At 36.3% G+C, this 15,340-nt stretch carries 11 protein-coding genes; 5 read left to right on the forward strand and 6 right to left on the reverse strand.

Annotated elements, in window-relative coordinates; genetic code table 11:
- Window positions 1–4 precede the first annotated feature (4 nt).
- The 4 genes from kdsA to LIV57_RS08070 all read right to left on the reverse strand — a co-directional run bounded on the left by kdsA (window position 5) and on the right by LIV57_RS08070 (window position 7,041).
- On the reverse strand, window positions 5–814 hold the full coding sequence (kdsA, locus tag LIV57_RS08055) for a 3-deoxy-8-phosphooctulonate synthase (RefSeq protein ID WP_110010208.1): 810 nt from the start codon (window positions 812–814) through the stop codon (window positions 5–7).
- A 535-nt stretch (window positions 815–1,349) separates the two neighbouring features.
- The gene (locus LIV57_RS08060; RefSeq protein ID WP_227942213.1) at window positions 1,350–1,877 is read right to left on the reverse strand and encodes a DUF1697 domain-containing protein; all 528 of its coding nucleotides are present in this window, start codon (window positions 1,875–1,877) and stop codon (window positions 1,350–1,352) included.
- Between the two features lie 95 nt (window positions 1,878–1,972).
- A complete protein-coding gene (locus tag LIV57_RS08065; protein WP_227942214.1) occupies window positions 1,973–3,466 on the reverse strand; it encodes a hypothetical protein in 1,494 nt (497 codons plus the stop codon).
- Between the two features lie 89 nt (window positions 3,467–3,555).
- Window positions 3,556–7,041, reverse strand: a complete 3,486-nt coding sequence (locus LIV57_RS08070) for a DUF2723 domain-containing protein (RefSeq protein ID WP_227942215.1) — start codon at window positions 7,039–7,041, stop codon at window positions 3,556–3,558.
- A gap of 222 nt (window positions 7,042–7,263) precedes the next feature.
- On the opposite strand from LIV57_RS08070, the gene LIV57_RS08075 reads away from it, so the two are divergent.
- From LIV57_RS08075 to LIV57_RS08095, 5 genes are all read left to right on the forward strand, one after another.
- Window positions 7,264–8,301, forward strand: coding sequence for a PLP-dependent cysteine synthase family protein (locus LIV57_RS08075; protein ID WP_110010212.1), 1,038 nt, complete (start codon window positions 7,264–7,266; stop codon window positions 8,299–8,301).
- An 88-nt stretch (window positions 8,302–8,389) separates the two neighbouring features.
- The gene (locus tag LIV57_RS08080; RefSeq protein WP_174525202.1) at window positions 8,390–9,661 is read left to right on the forward strand and encodes an aminotransferase class I/II-fold pyridoxal phosphate-dependent enzyme; all 1,272 of its coding nucleotides are present in this window, start codon (window positions 8,390–8,392) and stop codon (window positions 9,659–9,661) included.
- A 66-nt stretch (window positions 9,662–9,727) separates the two neighbouring features.
- The gene (locus tag LIV57_RS08085; RefSeq protein ID WP_227942216.1) at window positions 9,728–10,606 is read left to right on the forward strand and encodes a DMT family transporter; all 879 of its coding nucleotides are present in this window, start codon (window positions 9,728–9,730) and stop codon (window positions 10,604–10,606) included.
- Between the two features lie 227 nt (window positions 10,607–10,833).
- On the forward strand, window positions 10,834–11,595 hold the full coding sequence (locus LIV57_RS08090) for a hypothetical protein (RefSeq protein WP_227942217.1): 762 nt from the start codon (window positions 10,834–10,836) through the stop codon (window positions 11,593–11,595).
- A 150-nt stretch (window positions 11,596–11,745) separates the two neighbouring features.
- A complete protein-coding gene (locus LIV57_RS08095; protein ID WP_227942218.1) occupies window positions 11,746–13,935 on the forward strand; it encodes a B12-binding domain-containing radical SAM protein in 2,190 nt (729 codons plus the stop codon).
- 197 nt (window positions 13,936–14,132) lie between these two features.
- Here LIV57_RS08095 and LIV57_RS08100 read toward each other — a convergent pair whose 3' ends face one another.
- Entirely contained in the window at window positions 14,133–14,951 is an 819-nt protein-coding gene (locus LIV57_RS08100; RefSeq protein WP_227942219.1) for a hypothetical protein, read from the reverse strand.
- A 78-nt stretch (window positions 14,952–15,029) separates the two neighbouring features.
- Complete coding sequence (locus LIV57_RS08105; RefSeq protein WP_062674884.1) at window positions 15,030–15,311, reverse strand: FoF1 ATP synthase subunit delta/epsilon; 282 nt, start codon at window positions 15,309–15,311, stop codon at window positions 15,030–15,032.
- Between the last annotated feature and the right edge of the window lie 29 nt (window positions 15,312–15,340).

Raw genomic sequence — 15,340 nt, forward strand, 5'->3', positions numbered from 1 at the left:
ACAATTACAAAATCGATTCTCTAATTCTTGTCAATTTTTGTAACAAATCTTCTAATAAATCTAATCTTAACATGTTGGCACCGTCAGATAATGCGGTTTCCGGTGTAGGATGTGTTTCGATGAAAATTCCGTCTGCTCCCACTGCAATTCCTGCTTTGGCAACCGTTTCAATAAGATCCGGTCTTCCGCCTGTAACGCCTGAACTTTGGTTAGGCTGTTGCAGAGAGTGTGTAACGTCCAGAATCACAGGAGCGTATTCTCTCATGGTAGGAATTCCTCTGTAATCTACGATAAGATCCGTATATCCGAAAGAATTTCCTCTTTCAATAATCGCTACTTTCTGGTTATCGGAATCTGTAATTTTCTGAACGGCAAACTTCATCGCCTCCGGAGAAAGGAACTGACCTTTCTTAAGGGTAACACATTTTCCTGTTTTAGCTGCAGCCACCAATAAATCAGTCTGGCGCACCAGGAATGCAGGAATCTGTAAAACATCCACATACTGTGCTGCTAATGCTGCATGTTCATTCTCATGAATATCTGTTGTGGTAGGAATATTGAATGTCTCTCCCACTTTTTTAAGAATTTCCAGAGATTTCTCTTCACCAATGGTTGTGAAAGAATCTACACGGCTTCTGTTAGCCTTTTTGAAGCTTCCTTTGAAAATATAGGGAATATTGTATTTGTCTGTAATACTGATTACTTTTTCAGCAATTCTTAATGCCATATCTTCCCCTTCAATAATACAAGGTCCGGCAATAAGGAAAAAGTTTTTTGAATCTTTGTGCGAAATATTATCTAAATACTGAATCATTTTGTTGTAATTAAAAAGTTCAGTAAAAATACTGAGAAAGTTTCACAAATGGAAATTATTTGATTGCTTTAACAGGCTATGGCTGCAATAGTTTTTGGCTTTTGGATTTCTTATTATTTATTGATAGATGCTTCCACAAGCTCAGCATGACAGCTCTCATACTAGCTGTTTTATTTATTTGAAAATTATAATACAAAGTATAAACCATCCATGTATAAACACCTACGTCGAAGCCACATTATATTAACGTTATTTTTTACCGGTGTCATGCTGAGCCTGTCGAAGCATTGCGATAATTATTTAAAATTTTTTTAAATTTTCTCATGCCCGTTCACCTTCCTGCTGGTAAACTGATCTTTAAGGCTTTTTTGCCCAATACTTTCCAAAGGTAGAATCTATGTAGATCAGCAAAATCTGTGGGAAACTCTACTATAACTTATAAGACAGGTTTTGGCTGAAGCCCGTTCCTATTGAATTTCCAATAAATGTTATAATATAACTGGATAAGCTATATCCGAAGGGTAATTCGTGTATTTTAATTCATCTTTTTCAAAATCTTTTCAAAAGTATTCACATTTCTGCTGGTAAACTGATCTTTAAGGCTCTTTTTACCTAATACTTTCCCGAAGGTAGAATCTAAGGTATTTCCTTTCGGAACCTGCCAGTAAAACATATCATTAACGATTGCAGCGTTTTCATTTTCTACCTGAGTGGCTTTCTGAAACTCCTCCATCAAAACCTTTTCCACTCCGGGAATTCCGACAAACCCATAAATATGAAGCTCGTCTTTTTTTCCAAAAGGAATACTGTTCCAGAAAACCTCAGTTTCTTTCTGAGATTTCACAAACAAAAAAGCTTCATAAGAAAAATGTTGCGACATCGCTTTTTCCAGAATAGTTTTTAATTCTGTCGTATTTTTATCTGACGAAAAAACAATATTTCCGGAAGCCAGTATGGAACTTACCTCCTTCATTCCTGCATCTTTAAAAACCTGGCAGACTTCCGCCATTTTCATATTGGTTCCTTTTACGTTGACGCCACGGAGAAAAGCACAGTATTTCATTTTTTCAGGTATTAGGTTTGTTTTGAGTTTGAGGGTTTGAGAGTATTAGAGTGAAAGAGTTATTTTAAACTGTTTCACTAAAATATTTCAATCTTTTAATCAACTCTAATGTACAAATTATAGTCTGTTCCGGAAGGTTTCAGATGGTAAATTTTTTCCAGAATCTTATTATCACTATTCAGATGATCTTTCACACGGAATTCCTTCAGAAGCTTATAATGAGTTTTATAGTATTCTGAATTGGCATTATTCCCTTCATAAAGGTTTTTATAGGAAAGAAGATATTTCGGTTTTCTTGTTTTTACAGTATTAATCCAGTAATTTGTTTTATCTTTTTTAATTTCCTCCTGAATCTGTTTATCAACCAATCCAACCTCATCAATCGTTTTTAATCCTGAGAAATAAGGAACATAACCTGCCGGCTCCAATAAAATCCATTGGTTTTTATCTTTTTCATATTGATTTAAAAAGGTACCAATCGTTCTGCGATAGTTCCACTCTCCGTTTCCTGTTGCAATACAGTGAACAGTCTGGAAAACAAACATCGGAAAAATGTAGAATACAATTAATAATGAAAGCCATAGGTTTTTCTTCTCTTTCTGTTCCAGTACGAAAATAAGAACAGGAACAAAAAGTAAAAGCTGCGGCACCCAGTAATACCAGTCGAATAAGCTTTTTTGAGAAATGAATATGATTTGTTTTGCCCATCCGAAAAGGAAAATCATCCATAAGAAGTAGTTTCTTTTTTCCCTTTGTCTGATCAGATAAATAAAGCAAAGCAATTCAAAAATCAATACTACGATAGTCAGCGGATTGAAATCTCCCGGAACTTTCAGCATTCCCCAGAAATTCCCAAAGCTTTTAAAGAAATACCCGATATGCTGCTGGATCGTAAAATTTTCACTGTAAAGTAATTTTTTCGCGGTAATGGTATTGTTCACCAGTTCCCCAAAGTAAAACCAGTTGAAAGCAACGGTTGATAAAACTCCAAAAGCTCCTCCAAAAATATAATTCCATCTTATTTTTCTGTTCCAGAACAGGTCCACAAGAAATACAATTCCAAGGAATATGACGGTATCAATTCTGGTAAACATGATTAAAACGGGAAGAAGTGTCACAACCCATTTTTTCCCTTTGTTAAATCCATAGTACAGCAATGCCATCTCCAGAAAAAACAGAATTCCGTATTCCATACCAAGGATTGAAATTTTAATGGATGGCGGCAAAATCCCGATCAGAAATATAAAGATTGCTTTATGCCATGGATTTTTTAAAACCAAATGAGACAGCCATAACGTTCCTACAGTAAACAGTAGAGAATTAAAAATCAAAAGGGGCTCAATAAAATTTTCTTTTCCAAAAATAAGATTGAAAATATAGGATACAAATACATACAGATGTGTGGTAGAAGCAGAAATCCTGGTATCTCCATTGAAGCCAATGACTCCGTAATCCAACAGATTCTGGGCAACCCTCCAGGTAATAAATGCATCTTCCTGAATGTAGTGCGTTAATAAAAAAAGAAGCTTAAAAAGAACCGTAGCAATGACGGCATAGATTGGGAATTTGCTATTTTGTGTTTCGGACATTATGTATTTTTACTTTCACAAATATAACCTTAATATTCATGATTGCCAATAATAAAAAAACGGAACCGAAGTTCCGTTTTAAAGTATTTTTATTTTGTCGCTTTGATAATCGCGTTGGTAATCTGACTTTCCTTTTCTTTTGAATACGTAGAATCATAAGGTTCCATGACATCAAATAAGTACTGATAGAATGGTGTGATCTGCTGAACATTTTCAGACTCTTTCATCGCCTTATCTCTTCCCATTTCCTGAAGATCTTTGATAAACACATTGAACTTCTTGTCAATCGGCTCTATGGATTTTACCAGATAAGCATATGCTTTTTCTTTCTGTCCGATCTTTGTATAAGCATCTGTTACTGCAGAAACCACAAGAGAATATTCCATTGGTTTTGTTCTCATCTGTCTTCTCAGATAACTTTGATCTGCTTTGGAAAGGCTTAAATAATAATCATACTCTTCAAAGATTCCTTTTTTAAGCACTTCAGCAATCTGAAGACCTTTCTGTTCCTGTCCTGCAATGATGTATCCTGAAACAATTGAACTTAATGAACGGGGATCATTATATTTCTCTGCCGGAATTTCTTTGGCTGCAAGATCCAGAATTTCCAATGCTTTCGCTTTCTGTCCGCTTAATGCAAGGGCAGCTGCCGCTCTGCTCGCTGACATTCTGTAGCTGATGATATTGGAAGTAGCCGTTTCATCAAAGTGAGCATTTAAGTTTTTGAAGTTCCCCCATCTGAAGTTTTTCACTACATTATAAAGAGAATTGGCATCTACTCTTCCCATATCGCCATCGGCTGTCGGAGGCGTCTGGATAGGAATCAATCTGTAACTGAATCCGTCAAACTGAAGGTAATCGTTCAGATAGAAAATATTCTCACTGTCATAAATACCTCCTGATGAGAAGTTGATCGGACGCTTCCAGTCGAAGTTTGCTAAAAGATCCATCAAAATCAGGTTATTCTTATAAAGCGTATTTCCTTTGTAAGTAATCATGATCTGATTGGCAACATTCGGAAGATCTTCTTTGTTGATGATGCCTGCTTTTAAAGCATTTTCTTTGTTAACAGGAAGGATGAATTTGTTTACCGGAAGGATATTGTATTTTTCAAATTTCTCTTCTCCGAAATACATTTTCAACAATTCATCTTTTTCAGGAGATTTGAACTTAATGAATTCAATTGCTTGTTTCAACGTTAACGAATCCTGAGTAAGATATTTTCTGAAAGACTGGAATTCTGTTTCCGGAGCTCCCTGTTCTTTCAACATAGAGAAAACACCTTCCCAATCTTCCTTCTTCATCATATAGATCTGATCGTTTACACCATCTCTGTAATCATCATGCGTCAATTGGCTAGGGATTCCCATCGCATTGTACGTTCTTCTTTTGATCTGATCCAGATTCCATGGAGTTGAAGCAAGGGTAAAGTTAACCACCTTCACATCATCCCTGAACTGCTCTGTCTCCTGAATAGCCCAAACCGGGTAAGTATCGTTATCTCCGTAAACGAAAAGGATATCGTTTTTCGGCAATGATTTCAATACTGAATACGCATAATCGTATGCAGTATATCTGTTGCTTCTGTCATGAACATTATAGTTCTGGAAGCCCATCATGAATGGTACTCCTAATAAAACCACTCCCAGAGCAATATTGGCCCCTTTTGATTTTATTTTAGATTGTAAGAACCAAAGAATAGCTCCGGCACCCAAACCGATCCAGATCGCAAATGCATAGAAAGAACCTACCATCGCATAATCTCTTTCTCTTGGTTCAAATGGTTTTACCCCAGTGTAGAAGATAATTCCTACACTTGTTAAAATAAATAAAGATAACAGTGCATAGAATCTTCCGAAGTCTCTGTTCAATTGGAAGAAGAATCCGATCAATCCTAAAATTAACGGAAGGAAGAAGAATTTTACCGTACTTTCATTCTTAAATTTAGCAGGCATTTTATCCTGATTTCCTACAGTAGCATTATCAATGAAAGGAATTCCGGAAATCCAGTTTCCTTTTGTACTCTCCATGTTTCCTTCAAGATCATTTTGTCTTCCTACGAAGTTCCACATCAGATATCTTACAAAGTAATATCCGTTCTGGAAAGTAATAAAATAATCCATATTCTGAAGAAATGAAGGCTTCTGAACATTGATCAGATTATAAGGTTTCACTTTCAGATAATCTGAAGCGGTAATTGATTTGTCTTCATATTTTGCTCTCAGTTCATCAAAGATTTGCTTTGCCTGTGGATTGTCTGCTACATCTTCATTCGCATAGTTGAATGTAAAATCAGGAGCACCATACATAGAAATATAGTTCGCCATTACATCCTTATCCTCATTAAACATTCTTGGCATTAAGCTCACCTGAGACTTGTTGAATACATAATTGAAACGGTCTCCGGTTTTTCTGTAGGTTCCGGTTTTTTCGTCTTTTTCGTAGATTTCTCCGGTTTTCTGTGTCTTAAAGCTTCCGTCTTCGTTTTTCTCAATTCCGTTAGCATCAAGGAAAGCCGTGTAGTTTTGTCCGTAAATAGTTGGCCAGTCACCATACTGCTCTCTGTTATAATAATCCAGCATACCAATTGCTGTATCCGGATCATTAAGGTTCATCGGCGGATTAGCATTCGCTCTGATAGGAATAACCATCCAACAGGAGAATCCGATCATCATGAAAACTACAGATAATGCAGCCGTCTGATAAATGTTTCTTTTTGCCTTTCTTGCATATTTAATTAAGAAGTAGCAGATCGCTACCATTAAAATAAAAGCTGCAATGGTTCCTGAGTGGAAAGGAAGTCCAAGACCATTCACAAAGAAAATCTCAAGTCTTCCGAACATCGTCATAATCAAAGGGAAGATAATTTTGAAAACGATAATCAAAATTCCCAGTGTAATAAGGTTTGCCCAGATAAAGTTTTTCCAGGTAAACTTGTAATTTCTTGCATAGTATACCAGACATACTGCAGGAATTGCCAGCATACACATCATATGCACTCCTACAGAAAGTCCTAAAACAAAGAAAATAAGAATAATCCATCTTTCACTGTCTCCCGCCTGATACTCATTCTCCCATTTGGTGATTAACCAGACCAAAAGCGCAATGAACATAGAAGCCATAGAGTAAACCTCTCCCTCTACCGCAGAGAACCAGAACGTATCTGAGAATGTAAAGCAAAGTGCTCCCACTGCTCCTGCAAATAAAATAGAGATTTCCTGATGTTTTGTAATTTCTTCAAAATCTTTGTTTAAAAGTCTTCTCACAAAATGAGTGATCGTCCAAAACAAAAATAAAATAGTCAGCGCACTGAACAATGCAGACATCGCGTTGATCACGATAGAATAGTTTTCGCCTTTCCCTAATGCAAAAATGGCTGCCACGGCACCCACTATCTGGAATAAAGCAGCCCCGGGAGCGTGCGTTACTTCAAGTTTTACTGCAGAAGAAATGTACTCGCCACAATCCCAGAAACTGAAATTGGGTTCTATGGTGGACAAGTACGTGAAGAAAGCAATAACGAAAATCACCCATCCTGAAACGGTGTTCCATTGCCTAAAAGTCCAATTTTTCATAGTATTAAATCAATTATGCGAAAATAAGGCTTTTATCTTATTTTATGCGGGTTTTAACAAAATTTAAAAATTTTGGCGCAGTATTTGCGATTATACTCGTGTCAAAACTGAAAATACTAAAATATTTTTTTACAAACTATGCCCTAGAAATCAAACAAAAGTTTAGTAATTATTTATTTTTTTGTATTTTTGCAGTCAGATTTTTATTGAAAATAACAAATAATGAGTAATGTTTACGATAATATTCTTGGCCTGATAGGACACACTCCGATGGTGAAGCTAAATACTGTGACAAAAGATATTCCAGCAACCATTTATGCCAAGTTAGAATCATATAATCCTGGACATTCTACCAAAGACCGAATCGCACTTCATATTATAGAAAACGCAGAGAAAAAAGGCCTTTTAAAAGAAGATTCTGTAGTTGTAGAAACTACTTCCGGTAATACCGGGTTTTCTATTGCGATGGTATGTATCATTAAGGGATATAAATGTATTCTTGCAGTAAGTGATAAAACAAAACCTGAAAAAATTGCTTATCTGAAAGCATTGGGAGCTACGGTGTATATATGCCCGGCCAATGTACCGGCAGATGATCCAAGGTCATATTATGAGGTAGCTAAAAGAATCGCTCAGGAAACTCCTAATTCTATTTACATCAATCAATATTTTAATGAACTGAATATTGATGCACACTATCAGACAACAGGTCCCGAGATCTGGGAACAAACACAAGGTAAGATCACTCACCTTTTTGCCTGCACCGGAACGGGTGGTACGCTGTCTGGTTCTGCCAAATTTTTGAAGGAAAAAAATCCTGATATCAAGATCATTGGTGTAGATGCAGACGGTTCTATCCTTAAAAGCTATCACGAAACAGGAGAAATACATAAAGAAGATGTACATCCTTATCAAATTGAAGGAATGGGTAAAAACCTGATCCCTTCTGCCCTGCTTTTCGACAAGGTGGATGAGTTTGTAAGGGTAAATGATGAAATGTCCGCGTACAGAACCCGCGAAATCGCTTTGAAAGAAGCCATCATGGGAGGTTATACTACCGGAGCTGTAACCCAGGGATTGATGCAGTATGCCCAGTCTCATGAACTTACAGAAAATGACGTAGTTGTTTTGATTTATCCTGACCACGGTTCCAGATACATCACCAAAGTGTACAGTGACAAATGGATGGCTGAACAGGGATTTGTTAACAACTGTGTTCACAACTATGACGAAGTTTTCAAAACCGAGTTTATCAAATAAGAACGAATAAAATCACGATACAAATAAATAAAGCCTTTTGCGTATTCAGACAAAAAAGGCTTTATTACTTAAAAATTACGATACAATGTTGGATATTTTTGAAAGAATAAAAGAAAATCCAGGACCACTTGGACAATTTGCAGATTATGGTGAAGGCTATTTTATTTTCCCAAGATTAGAGGGACCTATCGGCCCGAGAATGCAGTTTCAGGGGAGAGAAGTAATTTTCTGGAGTGCCAATGACTATTTAGGGCTGTGTAATCACCCTGAAGTAATAGAAGCGGATGCGAAAGCGGCTGCAGAATATGGAATGTTCTATCCAATGGGAGCAAGAGCAATGTCCGGAGAAACAGACCAGCACCTTCAGCTGGAAAGAGAACTGGCAGACTTCGTAAAAAAAGAATCAGCATATTTATTGAATTTCGGTTACCAGGGAATGGTTTCTACCATTGATGCTTTGGTAAGCAGAAATGATGTGATTGTTTATGATATGGATTCACATGCCTGCATCGTGGATGGAGTAAGACTTCATTCCGGTAAAAGATTTACCTACAAGCATAATGATATGGCAAGTCTTGAGAAAAACCTTCAGAGAGCCACTAAGGTAGCTGAAGAAACAGGTGGAGGTATCCTTGTGATCACAGAAGGAGTTTTCGGGATGAGAGGACAGCAGGGAAAAATCAAAGAGATCTGCGATCTTAAATCCAAATACCAGTTCAGACTTTTAGTAGATGATGCCCACGGTTTCGGAACTCTTGGTAAAACAGGTGCCGGTGTAGGTGAAGAGCAGGATTGCAATGATCAGATTGATGTGTATTTCTCAACTTTTGCTAAATCTATGGCTGGTTTTGGAGCATTCCTTGCGGGTGACAAAGAAATCATCAGATATCTTAAATTCAACCTGAGATCACAAATCTTTGCAAAATCTCTTACGATGCCAATGGTAATCGGAGGATTAAAAAGATTGGAGCTCTTGAGATCAAGACCCGAAATCAAGGCTAAACTTTGGGAGAATGTTTACAAATTACAGAACGGTCTTACCGAAAGAGGATTCAACATTGGAGACACGAATACTTGTGTAACTCCGGTAATGATGCAGGGAACTCCGGTAGAGGCTACTCTGTTGGTAAAAGATTTAAGAGAGAATTATGGTATCTTCACCTCTGTGGTGGTATATCCGGTCATTCCAAAGGGAATGATTCTTTTAAGACTGATTCCTACCGCTTCTCATACAGATGCAGAGATTAATGAAACTCTGGCAGCGTTTGAAGCTATTCACGATAAATTAGTAGGTGGCTACTACAAAGAGCAGGAACAAAAATTACTGCAGGAACAAGGATTAAGTTTTAAACCGATTTAATCTTAAAAAAATAAAGAAAGCCACTGATTAATTCAGTGGTTTTTTTGTTTAATAACTGTAATGCACATGAAACTTAGAGGTTACACACTGGGAATTTTGTCGGCCGTTTCCTATGGTCTGATTCCGATTTTTATCCTGCCCGTAAAACAGGCGCACTTTTCAATGGATATTACGCTGTTTTACAGATTTCTCTTTTCAGCATTAATGGTGGGAGGATATCTGCTGTATTCAGGGGAGAGTTTTAGAATCAATAAAAAAGAGGTCTTAATCCTGGCCATCCTGGGTATCTGTTATGCCCTTTCTTCAGAGTTTCTCTTTTTAGGGTATGATTTCCTGACACCCGGAATTGCCTCTACCGTTTTATTTATTTATCCGATTATTGTCGCATTGATCATGCTTTTCTTTTATAAGGAGAAGCTTACCAGATTATCCGGAGCATCTTTACTTCTTGCTTTCGTGGGAGTTATTGTTTTATGTTTAAAAGGAAAAGGACTGGAAATCAACTTTGCAGGGTTGGGGATTGTCATGCTCAGTTCATTGTTCTATGCTTTATATATGGTTATCGTCAACAAGTCGAATATCAAGGTTTCCGGATTCAAGCTTACATTTTATTCAATGCTTTTCACCTCAATGTTCTTTATGTCCAAAGCGGTCACAGTACACGCATCGTTTGCTATTCCTTCAACAGAGATCTTCATTAACTTCCTTATTTTTGCCTTTCTGACTACGGTGATCTCCAGTCTTTGTCTGGTATATGCTATTAAATATATCGGATCTACTCCTGTTGCTATTTTGGGAGCTTTGGAACCTGTAGTTGCTGTATTGATCAGTGTCCTGATGTTTCATGAAAAATTCACTCCGAATTTACTCATCGGGATTACTTTAATTCTTTTGGGAGTTACCCTAAACGTGATTGGAGACCAAAAGAAAATAAACCATATCTAAAATTCTTATTAACTGATATACAAAATAATACAAAAGCCGGACTTCTTTATGAGTCCGGTTTTTGTATGAAATAATCTAATTTTTCAGCTCAGGAAAGCATCAAAAAGAAAATATTTGAAAAAATCTATTTCTTTCTGGCGTAACACAATTTATCTGACTATATTGCATCAGTCTATTAACAGGTGTTTCCCCCACCGAATAGATAATGTATATACTTTTAAAAACCGATGAAAGAATTGCAAAAACTAACCAAAGACCAATTATACAAACACCTCAAAGAAAAATCAGAAAATCTATACAGCATTGCTCACGAAGCCCTGGAAAACAATTTTTTCAATGAAAGCGGCATCGATGAAGAAAGTCTTAGTGAATTTCTCGAAATGCTGGACGATGAAACAGCAGAAAAGTTAAAGGACGCTTCCCTGTACATCAATAATGAAAATGATGCTCCTGAAATTGTTCTTATACAAAATGACAGCAATACTTCTCTGGAACTGATTACTTCTGATGAGGAAGGATATAAAATTATTCTTATTGATGGTGATCTTCATTTATCAGAGAAACTTTTTGTGGAAGATTTTATTGTCCTTATAGTTACCGGTAATATACAGGCAGAAAATATCATCATCAACGGTTCGCTGTATTGCGCTGGAAATGTTACCTCAAAAGTATTGTTTGGTGCTTCGGGGAATGATAATGAAACCTACATCGGAGGAAGCATTATGACTTCACTTATTGCAGAAAACGGACATTACACAGTTGCTGAAGGTAATATTTATTCCAGATACTTAATCAGTTTTCACAATGAGATCATAGGCAAAACCGGAAAGTTTATTGAAAATATCAGCCTGGAAAAACCTAGTGAAATCGAATTATTAAATCCGGCAATTCTTGATGAAGACGGATATTTTGATGAAGATGCTTTTCTAAACTTTATCGATAACAATGCTACTGATGCTTTGTTTAACAAACCCGCTGATTTATTCTAAGATACATTTTCAAGATTGGAAATAAAACAATTGTGATAAAAAGGATGTAATAAAGCGAACTATTTCTGAAGACTTTTTCGGACTGTTTATAATCAGGAGAAAAAATTTTTTTCTAAAAAAACTTTAGAATAACTTTGCAAAAAATTTCTGTTGAAAGACCTGCTTCTTATTACTCCGCCTTTTACCCAACTTAATACTCCTTATCCTGCAACGGCTTATATTAAAGGGTTTTTAAATACCAAAAATATTTCCAGCTATCAGGTAGATTTGGGGATCGATGTTATTTTGGAATTATTTTCAAAGGACGGAATACTCAAGGTTTTCAATAAAGAAATTGATCTTCAGAACACCTCTGAAAATTCCCAGAGAATTTATGCCTTAAGAGAAGAGTATTTAAAAACGATAGATCAGGTGATTCCTTTTCTACAGGGAAAAACACCTACACTGGCAAGACAGATCTGCAGCATGAACTTTCTTCCCGAAGCTTCCCGTTTCAACCAGCTGGATGATATGGAATTTGCTTTTGGGAACATGGGTCTTCAGGATAAGGCAAAACATCTGGCAACACTATATTTAGAAGATATTTCCGATTATATTGTAGAAAATATTGATGCTGATTTTGGTTTCAGCAGATATGCGGAACGCCTTGGAAAAAGTGCTAATTCTTTTGATGAATTATATTCTAAACTATCTGGAGAGCCTACCTTTATTGATGAGTTTACATTAAAAATTCTTCAGGTAAAAATAGAAACTGTACAGCCAAAACTGGTTTGCTTTTCAATACCGTTTCCCGGTAATCTGTATTCCGGATTCAAATGTGCCCAATGGATCAAAAAGCATTATCCTCACATTAAAATTGCGATGGGAGGAGGATTTCCCAATACAGAATTAAGAGAAGTTAAAGACCGGAGAGTATTTGAATTTTTTGATTTTATTACTTTAGATGACGGTGAGCTTCCATTGGAACTTCTTCACCAAAATTTAGAAATTCCCACCGGGGAAGGCGAATTTAAAAGAACTTTTCTTCTCGAAAATAATGAAGTTGTTTACAAGAATAATTCTAAAAGACATGACTTCAAACAGTCTGAAATAGGTACTCCCGATTATACAGATTTAAAACTGGATCAATATATTTCCGTTATCGAAATCGCCAATCCGATGCACAGTTTATGGAGCGACGGACGATGGAACAAACTGACGATGGCACACGGATGCTACTGGGGAAAATGTACATTCTGTGATATTTCTTTAGACTATATTAAAATCTACGAACCTATTTCTGCAAAAATTCTGGTAGACCGGATTGAAGAACTGATCCGTACAACCGGTGAAACAGGATTCCATTTTGTGGATGAAGCCGCACCGCCTGCCTTAATGAGAGAAGTAGCTCTGGAAATTCTCAGAAGAAATCTGGTGGTTACCTGGTGGACGAATATCCGTTTTGAAAAAAGCTTTACCCGTGATCTCTGCTATCTTCTGAAACTTTCAGGATGCGTGGCTGTTTCCGGTGGGCTTGAAGTTGCCAGCGACCGATTATTGAAATTAATTGATAAAGGAGTTTCCGTGGAACAGGTTGCCAATGTAACAAGAAATTTTACAGAAGCAGGAATTATGGTTCACGCTTATCTGATGTATGGCTATCCTACCCAAACCATTCAGGAAACTGTAGACTCTCTTGAAATGGTAAGACAAATGTTTGAAATGGGAATTCTTCAAAGCGGTTTCTGGCATCAGTTTGCGATGACTGCTCACTCACCTGTCGGGATGAGCCCGGAAGATTTTGGAGTCATTCCAATAAAGCAGGAAATTTTGTTTGCCAATAACGATGTAGATTTTAAAGATAAAACCGGAATCGATCATAACAGATTCAGCTTCGGATTAAAGAAATCTTTATTCAATTATATGCATGGAGTCAATTTCGAACTGCCGCTCCAGGAATGGTTTGATTTTAAAATCCCAAGAACAACCATTCATCCGGATTATATTCACGACTGTCTTTTGGAAGATGGGCAGTTTCAGTTGAAGACTAATTCCAAAGTTGTCTTTTTAACCAAAAATGTAATCGCTGAGAATCGCGTAAAAAATAAAAAGAAATATTCTGGTACGTATACGCTTCTTACATTCCACTTAAAAACCAATATTGTGAAGGTTGAGCTGGAACAGGAAAAAGCAGAATGGCTGATGAATGTACTGGAAGAAAATGCTGTTGAAAATTCTAAAAAACCTACTATTCAACAACTTAAGAATCAATTTGAAGAAAATTTCGATGATTTTGAGCTGTTCTGGTTCTCAAAACCAATGCAGCAATTGAAGGAAAACGGCGTAATTTTAAGTTTATAAAAAATTCCGTTTTTTTCTCAGGGATTTTTAAAATTGGTGAATTTTCCGTGAATTCTTATTTTTCTGAATGAATAAGACTTGTTTTGATTAAAATATAATCTCTCACAGATTTCACGGATTACACAGATTCAAATTTTTATTTAAGAGAATAAAAAAACGGGCTAAAGCCCGTTCCTATTGATAAAATCTGTATTACATTAATTAGGGGTCTCTTTTGAAACAGTACCTACGTTTACTTTTTCCTGTATTTTGATAAAATTGGGATCCATAATCGCCATGCGCTCAGCCAGTGCTTTATAGGTCGGGAATTTCAGGATTGAAGCCCTTCCGGACATTTCTCTATAGATCGTAAAAGACTTTCCTCCCGCTGTTTTCAGCTGTTTTGTTGTGGTGATATACCTTCCGATAAGTTTACTTTTAGCATCATAAATTTCAATATCAATAGGTGTTTTGTCCATAATGGTATCTTCCGAACCAAAACTTACCGGCAGATTGGTAAAATATCCTACCGGAACGCCATTACTAAGGATCTCTCCCACTTTATTGACCTCAATATTCATCTTGTCTATTTTCTTTCTGATCGCATAAGCATCTTTTGTTTTAGCGTCCAGCTTCCTTTTCGGAACATTTGAAAAAAGCTCATCCAGATTTTTAACATTGATCCCTTTGTTATCAATAATTTTAAGATCTTTAACTGAAGTAAATACCGCAGATTTTTCTTCTCCGGAAAATGCAGAAGGTGACGAGTAATCAATTTCGATGGTTTTGTCCCTGTTATATACTCTGTTGACAATGATATAACTGTCGCGAACAGAATCCACGATGCTTTTATCAATGAATTTAATCGTATACATCGGGGTCTCTTTAAGATCCATAAACGTATATTCGCTGGATTTGTTGGAGAGCTTAGCTACCGGAATACCGTCAAGATTAATAATTCCTCTTTTGGTTTTGATATTCTGGGCATGGAGGAAAACACCCAGAACTGTAAATAATATGATTATGCCTCTCTTCATACAATCAGACTTTTACAAATAAAAAAAGTGTAACACAAAGTTACACTTTCTTGAAAATATATTTAGCTTTTCATTTAATTATTCACAAAGGATAATTCCTTTATTATGATTAAATTCTACAACACCGCTTTTGATAGCATAAGCAAAAACAGAGTCTTTTCCGGCTTCTTTAGTGAAGTTTTTAGCATAAGCCTCATCAATAGAATTAGCAAAAAGCTTTACATCACCTCCGATTAAAGAAGAAACAATTCCTGCGTGGTTTTTCATGATGTGAAATTCACCATTTTTTCCAGGCAATAATACTGAGTCTACTTCTCCTTCAAAAACTACGTACTCTGGTGTTAAAATTTTTATATTCATAGAAACAAATTTGAAATTTGATGTTTGAA

The sequence above is a fragment of the Chryseobacterium sp. X308 genome (assembly GCF_020733145.1).
GTDB classification, from domain to species: Bacteria; Bacteroidota; Bacteroidia; order Flavobacteriales; family Weeksellaceae; genus Chryseobacterium; species Chryseobacterium cupriresistens.